Raw genomic sequence first — 21,700 nt, forward strand, 5'->3', positions numbered from 1 at the left:
CCCGCCGACCACCGGCGGGTGCCAGGAGTGAGGGGACGCACATGCCCGCAGGAACCGGCCGGGGGACGGCCCGCTGCCGGGGCCCTCCGCAAGGGCCGAGCCGGATACGCAGACAGCCCCCATTCGAAAGGACCCGCGTGGACCACTCCCTGGTCGCCCAGCTCCCGCTCCCGCTTCCCGCCGCACAGGTCGTCGCGCTGAACAAACCCAAGGCCGACCTCGGCACGCACCGCTCCTACGCCTGGAACGGCTGGGATTTCGACGTCCCTCCGGGTGTCTTCCTGCCCGGCGCCACCAGCCGGATGATCCACCAGCGGATCCTCGACGACGACATCGACGTGCGCGGCCGGCGCTACGCCGCCATGGGTGTGGGTCTGGGGGTGGAGACGGTCGTGGCCGGGCTCCGGGGCGCCCGGGAGGTCTACGCGATCGACGTCCACCCCGACAGCGTCGCGGCCGCCGCCGACAACTACGCGCGCCTCGTGGGCGAGCCGGCCAAAACCGCGTTCGTCCCGGTCGTGGCCGACGTCTTCGACGGCTTTCCCGCAGGTGTCCAACTCGACGTCATCACCTTCAACCCGCCGGCCGTCAGCCAGCCCGTCAGCGACGACCCCGACATCGTGCGCAACGTGTGCGCGGGCGCACCGGTCACCGAGGCGTTCTTCACCCAGATCGCCGCGCGCGACCTGCTGGCGCCCGGCGGCGAGGTCTTCCTCATCGCATCCAACACCGCCGAACTGCGGCGCATCATCGGCCACGCCCTCGACACCGGCTTCACCGCCGACATCCACCACCGGCACGACTGGGGCGACGGGGTCCTGACCTACCTGTTCCGCCTGCAGCGGGGAGGCCACGCGTGACCACCCTCGACGACCTGTTCCGCGGAGCGCTCGACGACCCCGCCCCGCTCGTGGCCACCAGCGTGTTCTGGCTGCACCACGGCACCCGGCTCGCCGGCGGGGACACCACCTACCTCAACCAGTACGTCGTGGTCCGGGTCGGGCGGGTGTTCGGCGCGTGCGCCTTCGAGCCGGGCGAGCTCACCCCCACGATCTGCCGGGAGGCGTCCGGCCTGCCCCTGTCCGCCCTGCTGGGCGAGGACCGCCCGCTTCCCCTGCGCACGGCAGCCCTCGACGCCTACCTGGCCCACGCCCGTCCACACCGCGACGACCCCTCGGCGGAAGCGATGCCCCTGCCGCACGGGACACCGGAGGAGCGCGCTCGGGCCCGCGACGCGGCCATCGCCGGCCTCCTTCCCGCCCCGGAGGGCAGGAAGGTGGGGCTCATCGGAGTGGTCAACCCACTGGTCGCGGCCATCCGCGAGCGCGGCGGGGAGTGCCTGCCCTGCGACTTCAACCTGCGCGCCACCCAGTGGGGCGACCCGGTGACCGACGCGATGGCCGAAGTGCTCGACACGGCCGACGCCGTCGTCGCGACCGGGATGACCATCGGCAACGGGACGTTCGGCGAGATCCTGCGCCGCTGCCGGGAGCGAGGGATCCCCTTGGTGGTCTACGCCCAGAGCGGCAGTGCCGTGGCCCGGGCCCTCCTCGGGTCCGGGGTGACCGCAGTGTCGGCCGAACCGTTCCCGTTCTCCCAGTTCAGTGCCGACCCGACCGTGCTCTACCGGTACCGCGTCACGAGTGAGGCGTGATCACCGGGACGGGCCTGGCCGGGTGCCATCACGGCGAGATCCTGCAGGGCGTCTTCTCCGGCGAGGGGGGACGCCCCTGCCGGGGCCTCGTCACCCTGCCGATGTCCTCCCCGGTCGCCCGGGCGGTGTTCACCCCGCTGCCCGGGACCCCGGGCGAGCACATCGTGCTGGACACCCCCGGACGCACCAAGGCCGCGCGCGCGGCGGCCCTGGCGGTCGCCGAGTGCGCGCGCCTGGCCGGGCGCCCGGCGTGCGGCGGGCGGCTCCGGGTCGGTGGCGGGGCCGCCCCCGGCCTGGGGATGGGGTCCTCCACCAGTGACGTCATCGCCTCGATCCGCGCGGTCGCGGCGAGCTTCGGTGCGCGGCCCTCGCCCGGGGTCGTCGCCCGTCTGGCGGTGCGCGCCGAACGGGCCAGCGACCCGATCATGCTCGGGGACCGGCCGGTGCTGTTCGCCCAACGGGAGGGACGCGTCCTGGAGGACTTCGGCCCGGTGCTGCCGGCAATGGCGGTGGTGGGCTGCCTGACCGGCGGCGGGCAACCGGTCAGCACCCTCGACCTGCCCGGCGGCGCCGTCGAGGGCGACGTGGCCGACTACGAGTTGCTGCGCGCGGCGCTGCGCGCGGCCATCACCGACGGCGACTCCGCTGGGGTGGGCAGGGTGAGCACCGAGAGCGCCCGGCTCAACCAGCGCGTCCTGCCCAAGGCCGAGTTCGCGACCCTGCAGGACGTCGCCCGGCGCTGCGGTGCCGTGGGTGTGCAGGTCGCCCACAGCGGCAACGTCGCCGGCCTCCTTTTCGACGCGGGCGTCCCCGACCTCGACGCCCGGCTGCGTTCCTGCGGCACCCGCCTTCGCGACCATGGACTCACCGCTACCCGTATCTTCCGTACTCCCCCCTGGAACAACGGAGCACGATCATGGACGACCACATTTCCGAGACGATCGGCAGACCGGATCTAGTCACCCTCGACGACGGGCTCGTGTGCCTGCGCTTCGAAACGATGAAGGTGGTGTCCGCGCTGGCGGCGGTACGCCACCTGCTTCGAACCGGCGCCGTCCGCCCGGGCGACACCCTGTTGGACAGCTCCAGCGGTATCTACGCCTACGGCCTCGCGCTGGCCTGCCACCGGTTCGGCCTGCGCTGCCACATCGTCGGTTCCACGACCATCGACCGCACGCTGCGTGTACAGCTCGCCGTGCTGGGTGCGACCCTGGAGCAGATGGAACCGTGCGCGGACCTCAAGCTCGACCAGAGCCGCCGGGTCCGGCGCGTCAAGGAGGTCCTGCACGCCAATCCCGGGTACCACTGGATGCGCCAGTACCACGACTCCATCCACTACCTGGGCTACCGCGCGGTCGCCGACCTGATCGCCAAGGAAGTGGGCCCGGGCGACCTCACCCTGGTGGGCGGGGTCGGGTCGGGCGCCTCGACGGGAGCGCTGGCCACGTTCCTGCGGGAGTACTCCCCCACGACCGCGCTCGTCGGGGTGCAGCCTTTCGGCAGCGTCACCTTCGGCAGCGAGGGGGTCGTCGACCCGGAGATCATCATCGCCGGCATCGGCAGTTCGATCCCCTTCGGCAATGTCAACCACTCGCTCTACGACACGGTGCACTGGACGGGGTTCGAGGCGGCGCTGGCCGGGAGCGTGGACCTGCTGCGCCGGCACGCGGTCTTCGCCGGCCTCTCGACCGGCGCCGCCTACCTCGCCGCCCGGTGGGAGCACGCCAGGGCACCGGAGCGGCAGGTGGTGTTCGTGGCGGCGGACTCCGGGCACCGCTACGTCAACTCCGTCTTCGCCCGGCACGCGGAGGCGCCCGCGGTGGAGGACCTGGCGCCGTTGGAGGTCGGCGCGCTGTCGGAGTTGGCCATGCCGTGGTCGCGGATGGAATGGCGACGGGGCGGGGCTCCCCCGCGCGCCGTGCACGAGGGGGCCGGGTGAGTCCGCGCCGAGGCGCCGGTGGAAGGACCGCCGCACCGTGACGGGCGGGGGCGGTGGCCGCGGATGCCCTCCGCCGCCACCGCCCCCGGCGCGTTCGGCTCAGCCGTTCCGCAACGCGGCGAGGTAGTCGGCGAACTTCTCCAGGCCGTTGACGTTGCGGGGGCTGGAGATGCCCTCGTTGTAGTCGAGGACGAAGAAGTTGTCGTTGACCACGGCGGGCAGTTCCGCGGTGACCGGCGAGGACTTGAGGAAGTCGATCTTGTCCTCGGCGGGCTGGTCACCGTAGTCGAGGATGATGACGACCTCGGGTTCCGCCTCGACCACTGACTCCCAGCCGACCTGGGCCCACCGCTGTTCGAGGTCACCGAAGATGTTCTCGCCGCCCGCGAGGCGGATGATGTCGTTGGGCGGGACCTGGCTGCCCGCCGTGAACGGCTGGTCGGTCCCGGAGTCGTAGAGGAAGACCCGGACCGGCTCCCCTTCGGGGACTCCCGCGAGGACCGTGTTGACGCGCTCCTGGAGATCGGTGACGACCTGCTCGGCCCGGTCCTGGACGCCGAAGATCAGTCCCAGCCGTTCGAGGTCGGCGTAGAGGGCGTCCAACGGTGCGACCCGTTCGGGATGGCCGGGGTAGTTGTAGCAGGACTCGGTGTGCATGAAGCTCTGGATGCCCAGGCCGTCCAGGATCTCGGGCGTGATGCCGCGCTGGTCGCTGAAGCCCGAGTTCCACCCGGCGACGACGAGGTCGGCTTCGGCGTCCACGACGAGTTCGCGGTTGAGCAGGTCGTCGCTGAGGAACTCCACCTTCTCGTAGTCGGCGGCCCAGGGGGACTCCGACACCGGCGGGTTGGCCGGGGGCAGCACATAGCCGTGTACGTGGTCCGCCAGGCCGAGAGAGAAGAGCTTGTCGGCGCTCCCGCCCTCGTAGACGACCGCGCGCTCGGGCGTCGTGTACTCGACCTCCTCACCGCAGCGTCGCACGGTGACGGTGTCTGCTTCTCCCCCGTCCTCGACGGTCGCTCCGCAGCCGGTGGCGAGCAGGGTCGCGGCGGTGGCGCAGGCGAGCAGCCTTCCGGCGGCTCGGGGTCCTCGTTGGGCTCGGATGGTCATCGGCGTCCTCTCTCGGGGGCGGGGGAAAGCAGGGTGTACAGCAGTTGGGGGTCGCCGGTCAGGGGGTGGGGGACGACCGCGGCGTTGACGCCGAAGACCTCCTTGATCAACGGGGGCGTCAGGACCTCGGCGGGGGTGCCCGCGGCGACCAGGGCCCCCTCGGACAGCACACCGATGCGGTCGCAGGCCGCGGAGGCCAGGTTGAGGTCGTGCAGGACGACCAGGACGGTGGTCCCGGCGCCGCGCAGCAGCGACAGCAGTTCGATCTGGTGGCGGACGTCGAGGTGGTTGGTGGGCTCGTCGAGCACCAGCACCCGGGGTTCCTGGACGAGTGCGCGGGCCACGAGGACGCGCTGGCGCTCGCCGCCGGAGAGTTCCAGGACACCGCGACGCGCCAGGTGGGCCACGTCCAGCCGCTCCATGGCGTGCCGGCACAGGTCGCGTTCCCGTGCGCTGAGGGGCTGGTTGCCGCGCAGGTGCGGTGTCCTGCCGAGGGCGACGACCTCTTCGACGGTGAAGTCGAGATCGCTGCCGCTCTCCTGGGTGAGCGCCGCAACCGTTCGGGCGCTCTCGCGCAGGCTCAGGGCGAAGAGGTCTCCTCCGCCCAGCCACACGGTGCCGGAGCTGGGCCGCAGCGCCCGGTACACGCAGCGCAGGGCGGTGGACTTTCCCGATCCGTTGGGGCCCACCAGGCCGACGACGTGTCCGTTTGCCACGTCCAGGGAGAGCCTCCGGACGATCTCCTGGCCGTTGAGGGTGACGCAGAGTCCGTCGATGCGCAGGTCCACTACCGGCCTCCAAAAAGGTAGCCCCTGCGGCGCATCAGCGTGATGAACACCGGCACTCCGATGAGAGCGGTGATGACGCCGAGGGGAAGTTCACGGGGGGCCATGAGCACCCGGGAGGCGAGGTCAACCCACACCATGAAGACCGCTCCCACCAGGGGGGCGATCGTGAGTACCCGCCGGTGGTCCGCGCCAACGACGATGCGCACGATGTGGGGGATGACGAGGCCCACGAAGCCGATCGCTCCGCTGACGGCCACCATGGCGCCGGTCATGACGGCGGTCAGGACGAAGAGGCCCCTGCGCAGGCGGTCGCTGTCCACACCGAGGCTCGCGGCGGTCTCGTCGCCCAGCGCCATGACGTCCAGCGACCTGGCGAAGCACCGCAGGGCCACGATGCCGGCGAGGACCACGAGCGCGACCACCGGCAGGGAGCCCCAGGTGGCCGCGCCGAAGCTGCCCATCGTCCAGAAGAGCACGGTGCTGGTGGCCTCGTTTCCCGGAACGAGGTAGACGACGACGCTCATGATCGCCTGGAATCCGAACGACAACGCCACGCCGGTGAGCACCAGCCGCAGTGGGGTCACCCCGACCCGGGAGTAGGCGATCAGGTACACCAGCAGGGTGGCCCCCAGCGCGCCCAGGAAAGCACCGGCGGATACGGCGTAGACCCCGAACACCGTGAGCGCGCCGAGAACACCCACGGCGACCGCTCCGACCGAGGCACCCGAGGAGACGCCCAGGATGAAGGGGTCGGCCAGTGCGTTGCGCACCATCGCCTGGATGGCCACGCCCACGACGCCCAGGCCTGCGCCGACCACGGCCGCCAGCAGCACGCGGGGCGTGCGGATCTGCCAGATGATCTGGTAGCGGGTGACTTCGTCGGCCCCGATCGTGCCGCCGCCGATCGCCGCCCAGAGGTAGCGCACCGTCTCGTGGGGGCCGATGACCGCCGTGCCCAGTCCGATGGCCAGCACGGCCGACACGACCAGGACTGCGGCGAGGACGACGGCTGTCGTCGCGGTACCCAGGGGTGTGGTGGGCCACCGGGGTCTCGACTGTAACGGGGGCTCCGCGGGGTCGGCTCGGAACTCGCCGGGTGGGGGGATCACCTGCCGCACGGGTCGGCCCTCCGATTCTTTATGAAAACGACTATCGTTATCAATATATCCCCCTTCTTCCAGATCGCCGAACCCTGGAATGACCGCGCCGCCACCCGACAGACCCCTCAGACCTCTCAGACCCCCGCCACGACCACGGCACCCCGAAGGGAAATACCCGTTTCCGTGTGCGCGGGATCACCGAACGTAGGGAAAGTGTCCGACGGCAGAAAGGGAGAGAAGCGGCCTGCGCCACTGCGCCACTGCGCCACTGCGACCTGCGGAGCGGGGCACCGCACCGGGAAAACCCAGGGAACACACCGCGCATACCCGCGCCCCGGAAGGCTGTCAACCTGCCGTTCGAGGGCTTTCACGCCGACCGCAAAGCACCATCACGCCTTGGACACGTGAACCGAGAAGGCCGCTCCGAACCCCGGCCCCGCGGATCACGCGCACCCCGCACGCCCCTGCACCCCCCTCACCCGGGCGCCGACACGGCTACGCCCGCCCCGGTCGAGGCGGGCGGGCGCTGCCGGATCACCGAACCTGGGCTCGGGTGGTTACGCTCCGGCCGGGACGCCGGCGAACACGATGGAGAGGTCGTCGCCCTCGGCGTCACGCTGGGTGAAACGAACCTCCAGCACGTCGGCGCCCTCAGGGACGGCGCACTGGAGTTCGTAGAGGTGGGCCCCCTCCTCCAGTTCGGTAGTGCCGGGCAGCGGCGTCGGCTGGTCGGAAGCGGCGCCGTCGGCGAAACACTGGGGGGCAAGTGCACTCACGCCGAAGACCCGCCCGAGTTCGGGGGTCGTGATGAGGAGCTCGTAGCGGACCTCTCCGGTCGCGGTGCGCTGGACACCGTTGACGGTGAAGGCGACGTCGCGCATGTCGTCCCAGTCGTACTCGGCGGGATAGGCCCCGAAGGGGAAGGCGATCACGGCGCTGTCGCCGAAGGCGAAGGGACCGTCGGGATGGCCAGTCGCGTGCCCTGCGACAGCGGGCAGGGCGGACAGGGGCAGGGCGATCGCCACGGCAAGAACAGTCGAGCGAAATACAACACGTCTCACAAAACCACGCCTTCTCTCGTCGAATTCGCACAATGCACGGAGTAAACCGCTCCTGGGTCACCCTACTGACTAACAGAAAAATCATCCGGAAGAAGAATTCCATGCGGACCGATTGTGGTCACGGTTTTTCCACAACCGATTCCCTTGCCTAGAACAAGCCAGCGAGCTGCTTATATGAAGATTTTCACGAGCAGAAGACTCGACCCCACGGCCGGATAAGTGACTATAAAACCGATGCCACACCCGCCTCTGCAGTCACCGATACCACTCGCGTCGATAATTGATCCACCGTGAACGGCCATCGACAGGACCGGGCTGCTTCAACCGGGAACATCGTCCCACGTAACCACCGAAATAATTCCTGGAAACAGTTGAATTCATTCGGCGGGCAGGAAGGAAAGGGGACGGACATGCCTGGAAAAGGCGCAGATCATTCGGCGATCCCGGCGGCCCGCGCGAGCCTGGCGTAGACCTCGCGGAGCCGGCCGGGATCGTGCGTGCTCGTGGTGACCAGCACTTCGTCGGCGCCTGTACGGGCGACCAAACCGCTGAGAGCCGCCGCGGCCTCCTCCTCGTCCCCGGCGATCCCATTGTCCAGTGCGGCCTCGAACAGCTCCCGTTGTTTGGCCGTCATCGTTGACGCGAGCACGTCCTCGACCGTCGGCGAGGGCGGGAAGACGCCCCTGGTGCGGGCGTGCGTGATCGACCACGCCTCCGGCATGAGCAGTCGCCGGGCCTCCTCGGCGGTGTCGGCGACCGCGACGTCGGTGGAGACGACGACATAGGGGTGCGGTGCCCGGGCCGAGGGACGGAAACGGTCCCGGTAGCGCTCGATCCACCGTCGCATCTGCGGCTCCCCGTTGACGGCCGCGATCACCAGGGGCAGGCCGAGAGAAGCGGCCGTCTCGGCCCCCGCCCCGGTGGCCAGGACGAAGGCCGGTATGTCGAGCCCCTGGCCGGGGTGGGCGCGGACCCCGGGATAGGTGTGCTGCGTTCCCGTGAAGTAGCCGAGCAGTTCGGCCAACTGGCCGGGGAAACCGTCGGCCGCGTCGTCGGCCGTGCCGAGCGCCCTGCGAATCCCTCCGGTGAAGGCGACCGAGCGCCCCACCCCCATGTCGATCCGCCCCGGAAACAACGACTCCAGGACCCCGAACTGCTCGGCGACCACGAGGGGCCGGTGGTTGGGGAGCATCACACCGCCGGTGCCGATACGAATCCGCGTGGTGGCCGAGGCCAGCGCTGCGGCCAGGACCGTGGGAGCCGAGCCGGCGATACCGGGGACGCTGTGGTGCTCGGCGACCCAGAAGCGGTGGTAGCCGAGCGCTTCGGCCTGTCGGGCAGACTCGACGGTCGCGCGCAGCGCGTCCGTCGAGTCGCGGCCCTCGCTGATCCGCGAGCGGTCCAGGATCGAGAGGCGAGGCGTGTTCGGTACGGAAGTCACACATGCGTCAACACCGCCCGAGGCCGTGCGGTTCCTGCCCCGAAAGCTTTTGTCGCCTCGACGACGGCGGGACCACCCTGACCTCCGTCGTGCTCCTCACCGACGGGGAGGTGAACCACGGTCTGAGCTGCACGGAGTTCCGCGATCGCGTGCACGCCGAACTTCCCGAGAGGCTTCGCGGCGTACCGGCGTCCACCGTCCTGTTCGGGGAGGCGGACCCGACCGCGCCGGCGGACCTCGCCGAGCTGAGCGGCGGCCGGACCTTCGATGCCCGCGCGACCTCCCTCGATCGGGTGTTCCGGGAGATCCGCGGGTACCAGTGCCCCGTCCCTCTGCCCGCTGAGGGCCGAGGGACGGGAACGGTCAGCGGACCGCGGCGACGGATCCTTGGGCGTCGGCGGCTCGCAGCGCCCGGATCAGGTCTTCCCTGGCCCTGGCGACCCGAGAACGCACGGTCCCCACTGGTACCCCGGCCATGCGCGCCGCCTCCGCGTAGGAGAACCCCTCCAACTGGGTGAGGACGAACGCCCGGCGTCGCTGCTCGCCGAGACCGCTCAACAGGTCCGCCAGCGCGAACTGTTCGTCGAAGCGGGCAGCGTATCCGGGCAGACGGTGCTGGAGCCCGTCCCATTCCTCGACGCCCCGGGTACGGGGGCGTGCGGCAGCCGAACGGTAGCGGTCCACCACTGTGTAGCGGGCGATGGCCAACAACCACGAACGCGCCGAGGAGCGCCCGGCGAAGCGCGGGAGTCCGCGCAGGACCCGGATGAAGGTCTCCTGGGTGAGCTCCTCCACCCATAGTGGGTCGGCCATGCGGGCGATGAACCTGGTGACGTCGGCGCGCGTCTCCGCGACCAGTCGCTCCAGCGCGTCCTCGGCGCCGTCTCGGGCGGCCATGGCCAGGTCGGTCAGTTCGGCGTCATCCATGGCGGACCCGCCCGGGTGCGGTGCGGCCGGGCGAACACGGTCCGGGAGAGGGTTTCGGCGGTACGGGGGCTGCACCCACGCGCACGGCCGGGCCTGCGGGCAGGCGGCAGTCGAACGGAACCATCGTTGGGCTCTCTGTGCTGGTCGCGCCGGAGCGGCCCCACGGCTCGGACGGTCGGGGGCAGGCGGCGGCGCCCCGCCCTCGTCTCGGGCGGGCCGAGTCGCGGACGGGCAGGTGGGTCCCGGGGCGCGCGGAGGGCCGGAAGGCGTCGGGCGCACCGGGAAGATGGGGACCGGGAGCCGCCGCCCCCCTGCCGTACGGGACGCGAGAAGACGTCCCGGCCGCGCCTCTTGAGGGCGGGGACGGGGAGAGGTCAGGCGGCGAGGGGCACGGGAGGACCGCGCAGCACAACGACGTGGCGCAGGAACAGCACGGTGCGATCGCGGCCGCACCGCTTCGCCCTGCGCCAAAGGATCGGACCGGAGATCGGGCCGGGGGCGGGGACCAGGAGCAGCAGAACAGGCAGCAGGAGCGCCGCGACCAGCCGCAGCAGCGCGAAAAGCGCGGCCTCGCCTCGGCGCAGCCACCACGCGCTCACCAGTGCCGCGACGATGTGGGCCGCGATCATGGCCAGGCCGGAACCGTGGTCGGCCGGGTCGTCCGCCACGGCGGCCGGCAGGCCTGCGGCCATCCCGTGCATAGGGGCGCCGTAGGAGGAGCCTGCGCCCTGGACGAAGCTGAAGACGAGGTGCAGGGCGAGCTGCCCCCAGAGCATCCAGCCCAGGATCGTGGCGAATCCCCGTTCCCGCCCTGCGGCCGCCCAGGCGAACGCGAACACCAGGAGGCCGCCCACGAGCGGCCCGGCGACGGGCAGCTCGTGCGCCGATGTCATCGCGTGCCCGCCGGCGGACACGCCGACGCACACCGAGGTGAACACCCCGGCGCGCACGGATCTCAGCTGCGGCTCGACGGACATGGCAGCCCCATGGTCGCACCACCGCCCCGACGGCGAAATCCGGGGCCCGCGCAGTGGAGGCGCGGGAACCAGGACAACGGGCCCGACCAGGGACACGGCCGACGGCGCGAGGGCGGCCTACGATGCCCGTGGGACGCATGGGTCGGTCAGGGGATCGGACGGTTCCTTCTGCGGCAGAAGCCCCGGGGCGAACAGGGCAGCGACATAAGTCCGGGGAGTGCGCCACTGCCGTCGCCGAGTACCGGTCGGTGCACGGCACCGTAGGTGCCACCGGCGGGTTCACGGTGGCCGATCGTGCCCCGGTACCGAGGGGCGAAGGGATTTCGGGGTCGGTTCGTCTCTGGTGTCGTCCCGGACGCCGAACTCCCGGAGACCAGTGCCCCCATCGTTTTCATGGGCCGCGTGGCGGGGCCGAGAACGGTACCGCTCGCCGGGGACTGCTGCAACGGAGGCCGCCTCGTGCCGGCTCCCATCGACCGAGGCCGTCCCCGTGCCGTGTGCCGGGAGGGCACGCGGCACGGGGAGGGCGTCGCGCTACTGGGCGGCGCCGACGTTGACGTCGATGCAGGCGTAGAACGCGTTGTCGGTGTCGGCGACGTTCCAGACCGCCAGGAGCTTCTGTTGCCCGCTGAGACCGCTGAGGTTGACGTTGTGCGTCAGCGATGCCGGCGGCTGGGCGCCGTTGTCGTTGAAGACCGCGAGCCGCTGCCCGTTGGCGTAGTACTCCCAGGTGCTGGTGGAGTGCCGGGCGGTGATCGTCCAGGTGAAGTTGACCGAGGTGCCCACCGGGGTGACCTGCCACCCCTTGGAGTCGTCGTTGAGCTCGGCGAACTGGCTGTTGCCGCCGTGGCAACCGGTCAGTCCCTTGGGGCCCTCGACGCTCTGCGGCTCCCACTGGATGGCACCGCAGGAGACCGTGCCGGCCGCGCACTGGGCCTGGCGGCTGGCCGGTGCCGACACGTAACCGTGGGCGTTGGCCGTCCCGGCGGGCAGGATCGCGAAGACGAACGGGGTGACCGCGGCGACGGCGGCAGCGGAGAGGAATTTCTTCTTCAGGTCCATGTCACGCCTTTCTCGGAAAGGATCACGCTTTCTCCCGCTGGGCGGTGAAGCCCTCCGACTATCAGGAGAGAACGCGTTAGCGGGGTGACGGGAACCGTGCTGGGTCCCCTACGGGAACCGGACCGGACCGGCGCGCCGCGTCGGGGCGGCGATGTTCGCGGGTCGAATGGAGTCCATTTTCTTGGGGGTCGTGCGCTGCGCGAACAGGCGGTCGGCTCGTTTCCCGCAACGGTGGGTACCGTTGACCGTTCGGCGCCGGTGATTGGTAGGCCGGACCGCCCGGTATCGGCTTCCACCGATTGGCCACGACCGTAATTCGACACAAACTCCCCGTCAAGGGTCGATTACGTTTCGTACTCACCGCTGGCCCCGGGGCGGGAATCATGCCTCCGACCCAGCACAACGGCCGCCAACCCGCCTGGTATTGCCGCACGGGAAATCCGGGATGACTCCGGACCTGCAATTCCAGCCGCACCGGCGGCCACCTGGTCCAACTGGTCGGTGCGCAATAAAATCAGCCGCAAATTGTGCATTGCACAAAAAGCAAGACCCCTCTTACCTCTTGGCCACACTTGTCGTGGGGCCCGGTCGCTACGCAGCGCAGACGCCCCGGACCGCACTCTCTCCCACACGGGCCCGTCGAAGGCCCCGACACGCGAGGACCGTGCCGCTCAGCGGGTCGGCGCCCAGTTTCCGTGGAAACCCGAGGGAACGCGGTCGGGCAGATGAACCGCGCCGACGGTCTCCAGGGTGGCGGCGTCGAGCAGGGTGAGGTCGCTGCGCTGGGTGGCCGCGTCGTAGACGAACCCCATCAGCACCCCCTCGTCCTCGGCGGCGTCGGGGTGCGACGGTGCGAAGACGAACTCGCCGGGCTGCCGGCCCGCGCCGAACGAGCGGGTCTGTGCGGTGCCCCGGACGAAGTCGTGCTTGATGATCGCGTCCGCGGACTCGGCACCGCTCCCGTTGACGAGGGCGACCGCGTACCCGTAGCGGTGCCGCTTGCCGACGAGGCGCTCGTTGACCCGGGGGAACTCCTGGCCTCGGTCGTCGAGTCGCTCCTCGCGAACCCTTCCGACACCGAGGTTGACGGTCCAGCGGTGCAGTGACGGACCCCCCTCGTTGGGGCCGGTGAAGTCGGTGGCGAACATCTTGGGGTGTCGCACGACGTCGAGTACGACGCCGTCGCCCTCGTCGTAGGCGTTGAGCGGGTGAAAGACGTAGCAAGGCTCGATCTCGAACCAGCGCACGTCCGCCGAGGTCCCGGAGCGGGGCATGACCCCGATCCTGGCCGGGTATTTCGGGTCCCACGCGTAGGGGAGCCGGAGGTCTGAGCCCCCGCCTCTCGTCATCCGCGCGGTCACCGGGTCGGGCACGCGCACCCGGCCGATCAGCGCGGACAGCACCAGCTTCACCGGCGCGCGCAGATTGCGCGGGACGGTGGCGGGCAGTGCCTGGTTGACGTCGAAGGTGACGGGCAGGTCGTAGAAGACCACGTGTTTCTCGGTCAGCGAGAAGTCGTGCATCATCGGCGACCCGTTCACCTTGATGTTGACCGAACGCCGGGCCCGCCCGTCCGCCCCGATCACCGAGTACCGCACCCGGTTGCCCCTTCCGAAGAAGTAGGAGACGGCGTGGAGCTCACCGGTCGCGGGGTCGCGCTTGGGGTGGGCGGTGTATCCGCCGGGCAGAGTGCCGTCGAAGTCGCAGGGGCCGACGGTGTCGAGTTCGTCGGTGAGTTCATAGCTGGCCGCTCCCCCCTCGACCAGCGCCAGCGTGGTACCGGCGTGCGCGATCACGTTGGTGTTGGCACCGATCTGGTCGAGGCCCGCCCGATGGGTGCGCCCGTGCGGCCGCTCGCCCAAAGCCCGGGCGACATCGGGTGTGCGGATCCACCTGTTGCGGTACCACTCGGCCCGACCGTCCCGCAGCCGGACACCGTGGACCATGCCATTGCCCATGAACCAGTGGTAGGCGGCGGGGTTGACCTCCGACAGCGGGTTGGGCCCGTTGCGTAGGTACCGGCCGTCCAGGAACTCCGGGATCTCCCCGGTGACCGCCAGATCGGTGATCGTGTGCTCCGTGTCCACCGGCGCGAAATTGTCCCGTAGGAACGCGTTGTCCATGCCCTGACTCCTCACTCGACCGACCCAGCATCTATAACACTGTTATCCCCTTAATTAATAACAGCGTTATGCGATACTGGCAAGTGTGAGCATCGAAACCGACACCCGGGCCCGACTCGTCGCCGCCGCCATACGGCTGCTCGCCGACGGCGGCCCCGGAGCACTGCAGGCCCGCAAGGTCGCCGCCGAGAGCGGCGCGTTGACCATGGCCGTCTACACCTATTTCGGGGGAATGGGCGCCCTCGTCGAGGCGGTCGCGCACGAGGGCTTTCGCCGGCTCACCGCCAACCTGGACCGGGTCCCCCGCACCGACGACCCGGTGGCCGACATCATCGCCCAGGGGTACGCCTACCGGCACACCGCCGTTGAGCACCCCAACCTGTACTGGGTGACCTTCGGCCTGTTCACACCGGGCGGGCAGCAGGCACCGGAGTACGCCGTGACCGACGCCTCCGACGCCCCGAACGAAGCGTTCGGGCGCCTCGTGCACAGTGCCGCACGCGCGATCGAGGCGGGGAGGTTCGCCCCGAGTGAACCGGAGTTGGTGGCCGCACAGCTGTGGAGCGGACTCCACGGGTACGTGACACTGGAGCTGTCGGGCCACTTCGGCCCCGGCGGGCAGGGAGTCGCCACCGTCCTCGGCCCTTTCGTGGCGACGCTCGTGGTGGGGTTGGGCGACTCCCCCGACGCGGCCGGACACTCGGGGAAGACGGCCGTGGAAACGTGGCGCCGTATCACCGGCGACGGCCTCGGCATGTCGTGACCGCGACCGGCCCCCCCTGACAGCGGCGGCCCCGGCGCGTTGACGCCGGGGCCGCCCGGTGGGGCGTGCGCGACGACCGGCCGTCGCTTGACGCAGAGCCGTCAGGAACGGAGCGCGTCCTGCGGGTCTTCGTCGATGCTGCTGACGTCGATGTCGCGATGGACGGTCTCCGGGCCCAGCGCGAGTGCGACCAGCGTGATCGCCGAGAGCAACGCCATGTAGGCCACGATCGGCCACCAGTGCCCCGACCACGCGAAGAGGGCGGTAGCGATGAAGGGCGCCAGCCCGCCGGCCAGGACCGATCCGACCTCACGGGAGAACGCGAATCCGGTGAGACGGAACTCGGTGTCGAACAGTTCGGCGTACCAGGCGGCCTGCGGGGACAGCATTGCCGGGTAGGCCAGGCCGAGTCCGACGATGAAGGCCAGCACCACAGCGGTGGTGCTCCCCGTGCCCACCAGCAGGAAGAAGGGAGTCAGCCAGAGCATCGATACGACGGTGCCGAGAGCATAGACGGGCTTGCGACCGATCCGGTCCGAGAGCATGCCGTAGAACGGCACGGTGATCACCTGTACCGCGGAGGCGGCCATGACCGACCACAGCGCCAGCGGCTGCCCCAGGCCCAGCGTCGTGGCGACGTAGGCGACGCCGAAGACGGGCAGCAGGTAGGCGAAGCCGTTCTCCCCCATACGGGTGCCGACCACGATGAAGAAGCTGCGGGGGTGGCGCCTGATCGCGGAGAAGAGCCCCGTCTGCTTCGTGCGGGCTTGCTCCTTTGCGTTCTCGAACGCCGCGGGCTCCTCGATCTTGCGTCGGATCAGGTAGCCGACCAGGACGCATCCTGCTCCGAGCAGGAAGGGAATCCGCCATCCCCATGCCTCGAACTGCTCGGTGGGCATCAGCAGGAACAGGGCGAACACACCGTTGGCGAGCAGCGTGCCCAGGGAGAAGCCGAGCGGCGCCGCGGAGCCGGCCAGTCCCCTGCTCTTGGGGTTGGCGTGCTCGACCGACAGCACGACCGCGCCGGCGTACTCCCCTCCCGCACCGAAGCCTTGCACCAGGCGCAGCACGACGAGCAGGATCGGGGCCGCGACTCCGATGGTGGCGTAGGTGGGCAGCAGTCCGATGCAGGTGGTCGCGCCACCCATGAGGAACAGGGTGAGGACCAGAACGGCCTTGCGGCCGATGCGGTCGCCCAGCCGTCCGAGGACCAGTCCGCCCAGCGGCCGGGCCAGGAAACCCACGGCATAGGTGGCGAATGCCGCGAGGGTGCCGATCAGCGGATCCTCGGAGGGGAAGAACAGGGTGTTGAGGATGATCGCGGCGGCGGTGCCGTAGATGATGAAGTCGTACCACTCCAGGACGGTACCCACGAGTGCGGCGACAGCTGCTCGACGGTTCTGTGGTCGAGCGGGGGCTTGAGCCATCGGTTTTCTCTCTTTCAGGAGTGGAAGGGGCGGCGCAGCACCGCGCCCTGCTGGACGGGGCCGACGAGCGCGGCGTACTGGCCGAGCCAGCCGCGCTCGTCGGCAGGACGCCCGGATCGCACGGGGGCGCCGTCGCGGACCGGGTCGGCGTCGAGCAGCCGGGCGTCCAGATCGATGGAGATGACGTCCTTCTCGCGGATTCCGGCCAGCGGGCCGCCGTCGGCGGCCTCGGGCATGACCTGGCCGACGACGAGTCCGTGGTTGAGGCCGGAGAGCTCGCCGTCGGTCACCACGGCGACCTTTCCCCCGAGCCCGGCACCGTTGAGGGCGGCGACGAAACTTGCGGCGAAGACGGTACCGGGGCCGCCCCGCGGCCCCATGCCTCGAAGCACGATGACGTCGCCGGGGGTGATGCCGTTCTCGCCCAGCGCGGCGATGGCGTCGTCCTCGCCGGCGAAGACCCGGGCCGGGCCGGAGAACTGGCGGCGCGCCGTGCCCGCACCGGCGACCTTGACGATCGCGCCGTCGGGGGCGAGGGAACCGCGCAGGATCAGCAGACCGGGCTCGTCGCGGACCGGGTCGTCGAGACGGCGCAGGATCGTTCCGTCGGCGTCGTCGGCGTCGGCCGCGAGGGCGGCGACCGTGCGTCCGGAGACAGTCAGGGCGTCGCCGTTCAACCGGGGCAACAGGGTCCGTAGCACTGTCTGGACCCCGCCGATCCGGTCGAGGTCCCAGACCTGGTGGGGCCCGTTGGGGCGGATCGCCGCCAGTTGGACCGCCTCGCGCCCGCGCTCTTCGAAGGTGGCCACCACGTCCATGTCGAGGTCGGCCTCGTTGGCCACCGCCGCGAGATGGCGAATGCAGTTGACCGAGCCCCCCAGGGCAAGTGCGACCTCCACGGCGTTCTCGATGGCTGCGGGGGTGAGGACCTTCCGGGCGGTCAGGCCCTCGTTGACCATCGCGACGATGCGTCGGCCGGCATCTGCGGCGCGGGCCCGCATCGGCATGGAATCGGCTCGGGTGGGCGCGGAGCCGGGCACGGTCATGCCCAGGGCCTCGGCGAGCACATGCATGGTGTTGGCCGTGGCCAGACCCGCGCACACCCCGGGGCCGGTGATGGCGGAGTCGGCGAGCTCACCGAGCTGGCGGACCGTCATCTCGCCGGACTTCACGGCCCCCACCGACTCGTAGACCGTGTCGATGTCCACCGAGCAGCCGGCGTAGGTACCGCCCTGCTGGTAGCCCCCGATCACCAGGATGGAGGGGATGTCCAGGCGCGCAGAGGCCATGAGGTGCGCGGGGGTGGTCTTGTCGCACGAGGAGAGGCAGACCATCGCGTCGAGGACTGCGCCCTCCACCGACGCCTCGATGTCGTTGACGATCAGGTCACGCGTAGGCATCAGGTAGCGGGCCTTGCGCCCCGCGCTCGTGACGAAGTCGCTGGGCGCGACCGTGCGGACCTCCAGGGGCAGGCCGCCGGCCTCCCAGATCGCCTCGGCGACGACGTTGACGACGCCGTCGAGGTGGGAGAAGCAGACCGACAGTTTCGAGGAGGTGTTGACGATGGCGATCTTGGGCCGGTCCTGGTCCTCCAGGGCGTGGCCCATTGCGGTCCATTGGGCGCGGCGCACAGCCCACCGGGTGGAACCCGGGACGAACTGGCTGCGCAACCGGCCGGGCTCGCCGCGGTCGCCGTTGACGAGGGGGCGGGGGTCGCTGTGGTCACGGGTCATTGCGGATGCTCCTTGTAACAAGCGTGCGGGGTGGATCGAACGGGTTCAGAGCGCGCTGCCGGCGGCGCGCATGCGCTCGCGGACGTCGGCGCCGTCGATGTCGCGGTAGGCGAGGCCCTCCTCCAGCGACATGAGAGTCGCCGTGGCCGCCGCGTGGCCGTACTCGAAGCACTGGGCGGTGACGCGGGCCGAGGCCAGGGCCTCGTGCTCGGCGCTCAGGCAGCGACCGGCCACGATGACGCCCTCGCCGGTTTCGGGGACCAGCGCGCGGTAGGGCACCTCGTAGTAGTCGTCGAACAGCCAGTGCAGTTTCGGGCGGTCCCCACTGTGCAGTTCGATCGGCCACGCCGAACGGACGATCCCGTCGGGCCGCTTCCGGCAGGCGGTGACGTCGTCGTTGGTCAGGGTCGCCAGTCCCCGAATGCTGCGGGTCTGGCGGATGCCCGCTTCCACGCCGGTGTCGATGACGTGGCTGTTCTCGCACCCGGCGACGGTGTCGGCCAGGAAGCGCGCGTAGGCGCGCACCTGCCGGCGGCCCTGGATCTCGGCCTCGGTGAAGTCGGCGGGGTCGATGACGTTGAGCATTCGCCCGTCGCGCCCGGCCAGCCGAGTGGCGTTTACGAGCAGTTCGGCGGGCCGGGGGGTGCGAAAGATCCAGATCTTGGACCGGGGCAGGTCCAGTCCTGAGGCACGGGCCTCCTCGATGGCCTTGCTGACCTCGGACGAGCAGATGGTGTCCACACCATAGGACGCGGCGTAGGCGTCCATGGCGACGTTGCCGAGCCGGAAGAACATGGTGGGATTCTGGATGGCCCCGTTGTCGCCGAAGGCGGTGGCACCGCCCGAACGTGCCACCACGGCCGCGTCACCCGAGGCGTCGATGACCCGCCCGGCCCGCACGACCGAGCGGCCGGCGTTGGACTCCACCACCACTCCGCGATGGGTGCCGTCCTCCAGGACAGGGGCGACGACCGCGGTGTGCAGCAGGATGCGGACACCCGCCTGCTCGAGGAAACCGTCGGCGGCCTCGCGCCACATGAGGGGGTCGTGCGCCTCGGTCCAGGTCTTTCCGTAGAGCTGGGCATCGGTGAGGCCGCCGCGATCGAGCAGGGCCGCGCGGAAGCGCTCGGCGAATCCGAACACCAGACGCTCGGGGGTGCGGGGGTCCTGTGTCGTGTAGTAGAGGCCGCAGATGGTGCCGGAGAGGCCGGCAACCGCGGCCCCACCGCAGAAACCGTATTTCTCGATGAGGACCACGGAACGGCCTGCCTCGGCGATCACGGTTGCCGCGGCGACGCCGGCCGCGCCACCGCCGACCACGACAGCGTCCACCTCGGCGAGCACGGGCAGGCGGGAGGCGTCCACGTCGCGGGCGTCAATACGCCAACCAGGGAATTCCCCGTCTGATGTATGGTTCATATATTACTAGTACATCAACAGGATATTTCCTGTCCATATCCTCGGGGCGGTTCGGTCGGACCTCTGCGAAGATGGCCGGGCGCGCCGCGCCCCACGACGGGGCCGGCGATCACCAGGAGGAGGGCGCGTGCCGGGGCAGGCGAACAAGGCGGATCAGGCGTACGAACGCCTGGAGGACATGATCACCTTCCAGGAACTGGCCCCTGGGCAACTGCTCTCCGAGTCGATGCTGATGGAGCTGACCGGCTTCGGACGCACGCCGGTACGAGAAGCACTCCAGCGACTGGCGCGTGAGCGCATGGTCGAGATCCTTCCCCGTCGGGGCGTCTTCGTCGCCACCACCTCGATCGAGGAGCACTTCCGCCTCCTGGAGCTGCGCCGCACCCTGGAGGAACTGGCCGTCCGACTGGCGACCTTCCGCGCCCAGACCCGACAGAAGGAGTCGATGCTCGAACTCGCCGGACGCCTGGACGCCTTCACCGGCGACGGCGTCCGCGATTTCGGTGAACTCCTCAAACGGGCGCACACGCTCATGGCCGTGGCCGGGCACAACGACTACCTGCAGCTCGCGATGGCCCCGTTGCAGGCACTGTCGCGGCGGTTCTGGTTCGCCCATCTCCCCGACGTGGCCGAGCACCTGCACATCGCGGCCGGCTTCCACAGCGCGATCCTGCGCGCGGTCGCCCACGGGGACGAGGCCGACGCGGTCGCCTCCTCCCACCGGCTGAACGACTACCTGGTCAACCTGACCTACCAGGCGCTGGGCGCGCCGTAGCTGCTCGGGGCCCGCGCGCTCCGGGCCCCGAGCCATCACCACGGCCGGACCGTTCAGTCGCGCAGCAACGCCGCCTCCGTCTCCGGGGCCAGCCCGACGGCGGGCCGATCGGGACGCCGGGGTGCGTGCCCTCCCAGTCCCTTGAGCCATGCCCAGGTGTCGGTGACCGTCTCCGCCACGGGGCGGCAACGCAGGCCCGCCGCGACCGCCTTGGTGACGTCCCCCCGGTGCAAGGCGTCGTAGAGATCTCCCTCGGGCAGCCAGATCGGCAGGTCGGTCCAGGGCTGGACACCGGCTGCCAGGATCGTCTCGGGGGCGACCCAGTGCAACCGGGCGTCGGCGCCGGTCGCCCGGACGCACGCCTCCAGCAGTTCGCCCATCGTCGCGTGTCCCGGCTCGCTGACCAGGTTGTAGGGGCCGCCGAGCCCGCGCTCGACTGCATCGACGACCCATATCGCGAGGTCGCGGGCGTCGATGTATTGCAGGCCCAGGTCGGCGGGACCGGGGGCCAGAACGTGGCCGCCGCGGGCGATGCGCCCCAACCACCAGGGCAGGCGGCCGACGTTCTCCCGCGGACCGAGGATCAGTCCGGCCCGCCCCAGCAGCGCCCGATCACCGAAAACGGCCAGCGCGGCCAGCTCACCACCCCGCTTGGCCCGGGCGTAGGCGACCTCTCCGTCGTCGGGATCGGCGTTGACGACAGGGCCGTCCTCGGCGAGCCCCGCACGGACGGGCTCGGCATAAACCGAGCGGCTGGAGACGTAGACGTAGCGCTCGGCCCGGTCGGCCAGCAGCCGGGTCGTATCGCGCACGGCCGAGGGGGCGCCCGTCCAGGTGTTGACGACGGCATCCCACTCGCCCCGCTCGAGGGCCCCGAGGCCGCCCTCGGAGCCGCGCTCGCCACGGAGTGCCCGGACACCCGGCGGCGGAGCGTGCCGCCCGCGGTTGAACACGGTCACCTGCCAACCACGCGCCAGCGCCTCGTCGGCGATCGCACGACCGACGAACTCCGTTCCACCCAATATCAGAAGTCGCATGAGGGCCACTCTGCCCCTGATCGCTCTTCCTGGGATCGATGCCTGCTCTCAGCAGATCCGCCGAGAGCAGAAGCGCCCGTCCCGGCGACCACCGTTTCCGGTCCGGGCGGTGCCGTCGCGGTCCGCGGCGGCGTCTCCGCACCGCCCCGGGACGACATCACCATCAGCGACAGCGGAACGGCCGTCCCGCCCACCACCCTGACCGACGGCGACGGCGAGCACGTGGTCGTCAACGGCCAGAAGCCGCCCGCCGGCTCCACCCCGGTGGGCGGCTCGATCCCGCGCCCCGTCGCCACGGCCGAGGCCGAGCGGGGAGGGGCTCCCCGTAGCGGCTGGGGAGCCCCAGGCCGGGCTGCTTCCTAAC

19 protein-coding genes are annotated in these 21,700 nt (G+C 70.6%); 6 read left to right on the forward strand and 13 right to left on the reverse strand.

Features of this window, described 5'->3' with window-relative positions:
* Positions 1-137 precede the first annotated feature (137 nt).
* The 4 genes from AC0VYP_RS14575 to AC0VYP_RS14590 are packed head-to-tail and all read left to right on the forward strand — an operon-like array spanning position 138 to position 3,593.
* Positions 138-860 (forward strand): class I SAM-dependent methyltransferase, encoded by a 723-nt coding sequence (locus AC0VYP_RS14575; protein ID WP_285756553.1) that lies wholly within the window; start codon positions 138-140, stop codon positions 858-860.
* Positions 857-1,654 carry a Rossmann-like domain-containing protein gene (locus AC0VYP_RS14580; RefSeq protein WP_475470198.1) on the forward strand — a complete coding sequence of 266 codons (798 nt, stop codon included), beginning with the start codon at positions 857-859 and terminating at the stop codon, positions 1,652-1,654. The genes AC0VYP_RS14575 and AC0VYP_RS14580 overlap by 4 nt, the downstream gene beginning before the upstream one ends.
* Entirely contained in the window at positions 1,651-2,613 is a 963-nt protein-coding gene (locus AC0VYP_RS14585) for a GHMP family kinase ATP-binding protein (protein WP_475470200.1), read from the forward strand. Before AC0VYP_RS14580 ends, AC0VYP_RS14585 begins: the two co-directional genes overlap by 4 nt.
* A complete protein-coding gene (locus tag AC0VYP_RS14590; RefSeq protein WP_475470201.1) occupies positions 2,571-3,593 on the forward strand; it encodes a pyridoxal-phosphate dependent enzyme in 1,023 nt (340 codons plus the stop codon). The genes AC0VYP_RS14585 and AC0VYP_RS14590 overlap by 43 nt, the downstream gene beginning before the upstream one ends.
* 99 nt (positions 3,594-3,692) lie before the next feature.
* On the opposite strand, the gene AC0VYP_RS14595 is transcribed toward AC0VYP_RS14590, so the two are convergent.
* The 9 genes from AC0VYP_RS14595 to AC0VYP_RS14635 form a co-directional block, all read right to left on the reverse strand.
* A complete protein-coding gene (locus AC0VYP_RS14595; RefSeq protein ID WP_475470203.1) occupies positions 3,693-4,703 on the reverse strand; it encodes an ABC transporter substrate-binding protein in 1,011 nt (336 codons plus the stop codon).
* On the reverse strand, positions 4,700-5,491 hold the full coding sequence (locus tag AC0VYP_RS14600; RefSeq protein ID WP_475470205.1) for an ABC transporter ATP-binding protein: 792 nt from the start codon (positions 5,489-5,491) through the stop codon (positions 4,700-4,702). Before AC0VYP_RS14600 ends, AC0VYP_RS14595 begins: the two co-directional genes overlap by 4 nt.
* Positions 5,491-6,597 (reverse strand): FecCD family ABC transporter permease, encoded by a 1,107-nt coding sequence (locus AC0VYP_RS14605; protein ID WP_432707426.1) that lies wholly within the window; start codon positions 6,595-6,597, stop codon positions 5,491-5,493. The genes AC0VYP_RS14600 and AC0VYP_RS14605 overlap by 1 nt, the downstream gene beginning before the upstream one ends.
* A gap of 551 nt (positions 6,598-7,148) precedes the next feature.
* Complete coding sequence (locus AC0VYP_RS14610) at positions 7,149-7,652, reverse strand: hypothetical protein (RefSeq protein ID WP_475470206.1); 504 nt, start codon at positions 7,650-7,652, stop codon at positions 7,149-7,151.
* 430 nt (positions 7,653-8,082) lie between these two features.
* On the reverse strand, positions 8,083-9,093 hold the full coding sequence (locus AC0VYP_RS14615; RefSeq protein ID WP_285756560.1) for an MsnO8 family LLM class oxidoreductase: 1,011 nt from the start codon (positions 9,091-9,093) through the stop codon (positions 8,083-8,085).
* A 363-nt stretch (positions 9,094-9,456) separates the two neighbouring features.
* Positions 9,457-10,020: a sigma-70 family RNA polymerase sigma factor gene (locus AC0VYP_RS14620; protein ID WP_475470207.1), complete on the reverse strand. Its 564-nt coding sequence runs from the start codon at positions 10,018-10,020 to the stop codon at positions 9,457-9,459.
* A 374-nt stretch (positions 10,021-10,394) separates the two neighbouring features.
* Complete coding sequence (locus AC0VYP_RS14625; RefSeq protein ID WP_475470208.1) at positions 10,395-10,997, reverse strand: hypothetical protein; 603 nt, start codon at positions 10,995-10,997, stop codon at positions 10,395-10,397.
* A gap of 534 nt (positions 10,998-11,531) precedes the next feature.
* Entirely contained in the window at positions 11,532-12,059 is a 528-nt protein-coding gene (locus tag AC0VYP_RS14630; RefSeq protein WP_475470210.1) for a lytic polysaccharide monooxygenase auxiliary activity family 9 protein, read from the reverse strand.
* A 671-nt stretch (positions 12,060-12,730) separates the two neighbouring features.
* The gene (locus AC0VYP_RS14635; protein ID WP_475470211.1) at positions 12,731-14,182 is read right to left on the reverse strand and encodes a carotenoid oxygenase family protein; all 1,452 of its coding nucleotides are present in this window, start codon (positions 14,180-14,182) and stop codon (positions 12,731-12,733) included.
* Between the two features lie 85 nt (positions 14,183-14,267).
* On the opposite strand from AC0VYP_RS14635, the gene AC0VYP_RS14640 reads away from it, so the two are divergent.
* The gene (locus tag AC0VYP_RS14640; RefSeq protein WP_475470213.1) at positions 14,268-14,945 is read left to right on the forward strand and encodes a TetR/AcrR family transcriptional regulator; all 678 of its coding nucleotides are present in this window, start codon (positions 14,268-14,270) and stop codon (positions 14,943-14,945) included.
* A gap of 101 nt (positions 14,946-15,046) precedes the next feature.
* Here AC0VYP_RS14640 and AC0VYP_RS14645 read toward each other — a convergent pair whose 3' ends face one another.
* Genes AC0VYP_RS14645 through AC0VYP_RS14655 form a run of 3 tightly spaced genes read right to left on the reverse strand, consistent with a single transcriptional unit; the run spans position 15,047 to position 19,524 of the window.
* Positions 15,047-16,372 carry an MFS transporter gene (locus tag AC0VYP_RS14645; protein WP_285756566.1) on the reverse strand — a complete coding sequence of 442 codons (1,326 nt, stop codon included), beginning with the start codon at positions 16,370-16,372 and terminating at the stop codon, positions 15,047-15,049.
* Positions 16,373-16,386: 14 nt separating this feature from the next.
* Positions 16,387-18,105 carry a dihydroxy-acid dehydratase domain-containing protein gene (locus AC0VYP_RS14650; RefSeq protein WP_475470215.1) on the reverse strand — a complete coding sequence of 573 codons (1,719 nt, stop codon included), beginning with the start codon at positions 18,103-18,105 and terminating at the stop codon, positions 16,387-16,389.
* 45 nt (positions 18,106-18,150) lie between these two features.
* Positions 18,151-19,524, reverse strand: coding sequence for an FAD-dependent oxidoreductase (locus AC0VYP_RS14655; RefSeq protein ID WP_285756568.1), 1,374 nt, complete (start codon positions 19,522-19,524; stop codon positions 18,151-18,153).
* 127 nt (positions 19,525-19,651) lie between these two features.
* Between AC0VYP_RS14655 and AC0VYP_RS14660 the strand changes: the two genes are divergently transcribed.
* Entirely contained in the window at positions 19,652-20,299 is a 648-nt protein-coding gene (locus AC0VYP_RS14660) for a GntR family transcriptional regulator (RefSeq protein WP_475470216.1), read from the forward strand.
* 53 nt (positions 20,300-20,352) lie between these two features.
* Here AC0VYP_RS14660 and AC0VYP_RS14665 read toward each other — a convergent pair whose 3' ends face one another.
* Complete coding sequence (locus AC0VYP_RS14665) at positions 20,353-21,336, reverse strand: NAD-dependent epimerase/dehydratase family protein (protein ID WP_475470217.1); 984 nt, start codon at positions 21,334-21,336, stop codon at positions 20,353-20,355.
* Positions 21,337-21,700: the final 364 nt, after the last annotated feature.

This window comes from Nocardiopsis sp. iso_186, from assembly GCF_056173365.1.

What these genes read in the sequence shown, in the direction of transcription:
- AC0VYP_RS14590 (WP_475470201.1), top strand. Translation starts at nt 2,571, where the DNA reads ATGGACGACCACATTTCCGAGACGATCGGCAGACCGGATCTAGTCACC.
- AC0VYP_RS14595 (WP_475470203.1), bottom strand. Translation starts at nt 4,703, where the DNA reads ATGACCATCCGAGCCCAACGAGGACCCCGAGCCGCCGGAAGGCTGCTC.
- AC0VYP_RS14620 (WP_475470207.1), bottom strand. Translation starts at nt 10,020, where the DNA reads ATGGATGACGCCGAACTGACCGACCTGGCCATGGCCGCCCGAGACGGC.
- AC0VYP_RS14625 (WP_475470208.1), bottom strand. Translation starts at nt 10,997, where the DNA reads ATGTCCGTCGAGCCGCAGCTGAGATCCGTGCGCGCCGGGGTGTTCACC.
- AC0VYP_RS14630 (WP_475470210.1), bottom strand. Translation starts at nt 12,059, where the DNA reads ATGGACCTGAAGAAGAAATTCCTCTCCGCTGCCGCCGTCGCCGCGGTC.
- AC0VYP_RS14635 (WP_475470211.1), bottom strand. Translation starts at nt 14,182, where the DNA reads ATGGACAACGCGTTCCTACGGGACAATTTCGCGCCGGTGGACACGGAG.
- AC0VYP_RS14645 (WP_285756566.1), bottom strand. Translation starts at nt 16,372, where the DNA reads ATGGCTCAAGCCCCCGCTCGACCACAGAACCGTCGAGCAGCTGTCGCC.
- AC0VYP_RS14650 (WP_475470215.1), bottom strand. Translation starts at nt 18,105, where the DNA reads ATGACCCGTGACCACAGCGACCCCCGCCCCCTCGTCAACGGCGACCGC.
- AC0VYP_RS14655 (WP_285756568.1), bottom strand. Translation starts at nt 19,524, where the DNA reads ATGAACCATACATCAGACGGGGAATTCCCTGGTTGGCGTATTGACGCC.
- AC0VYP_RS14665 (WP_475470217.1), bottom strand. Translation starts at nt 21,336, where the DNA reads ATGCGACTTCTGATATTGGGTGGAACGGAGTTCGTCGGTCGTGCGATC.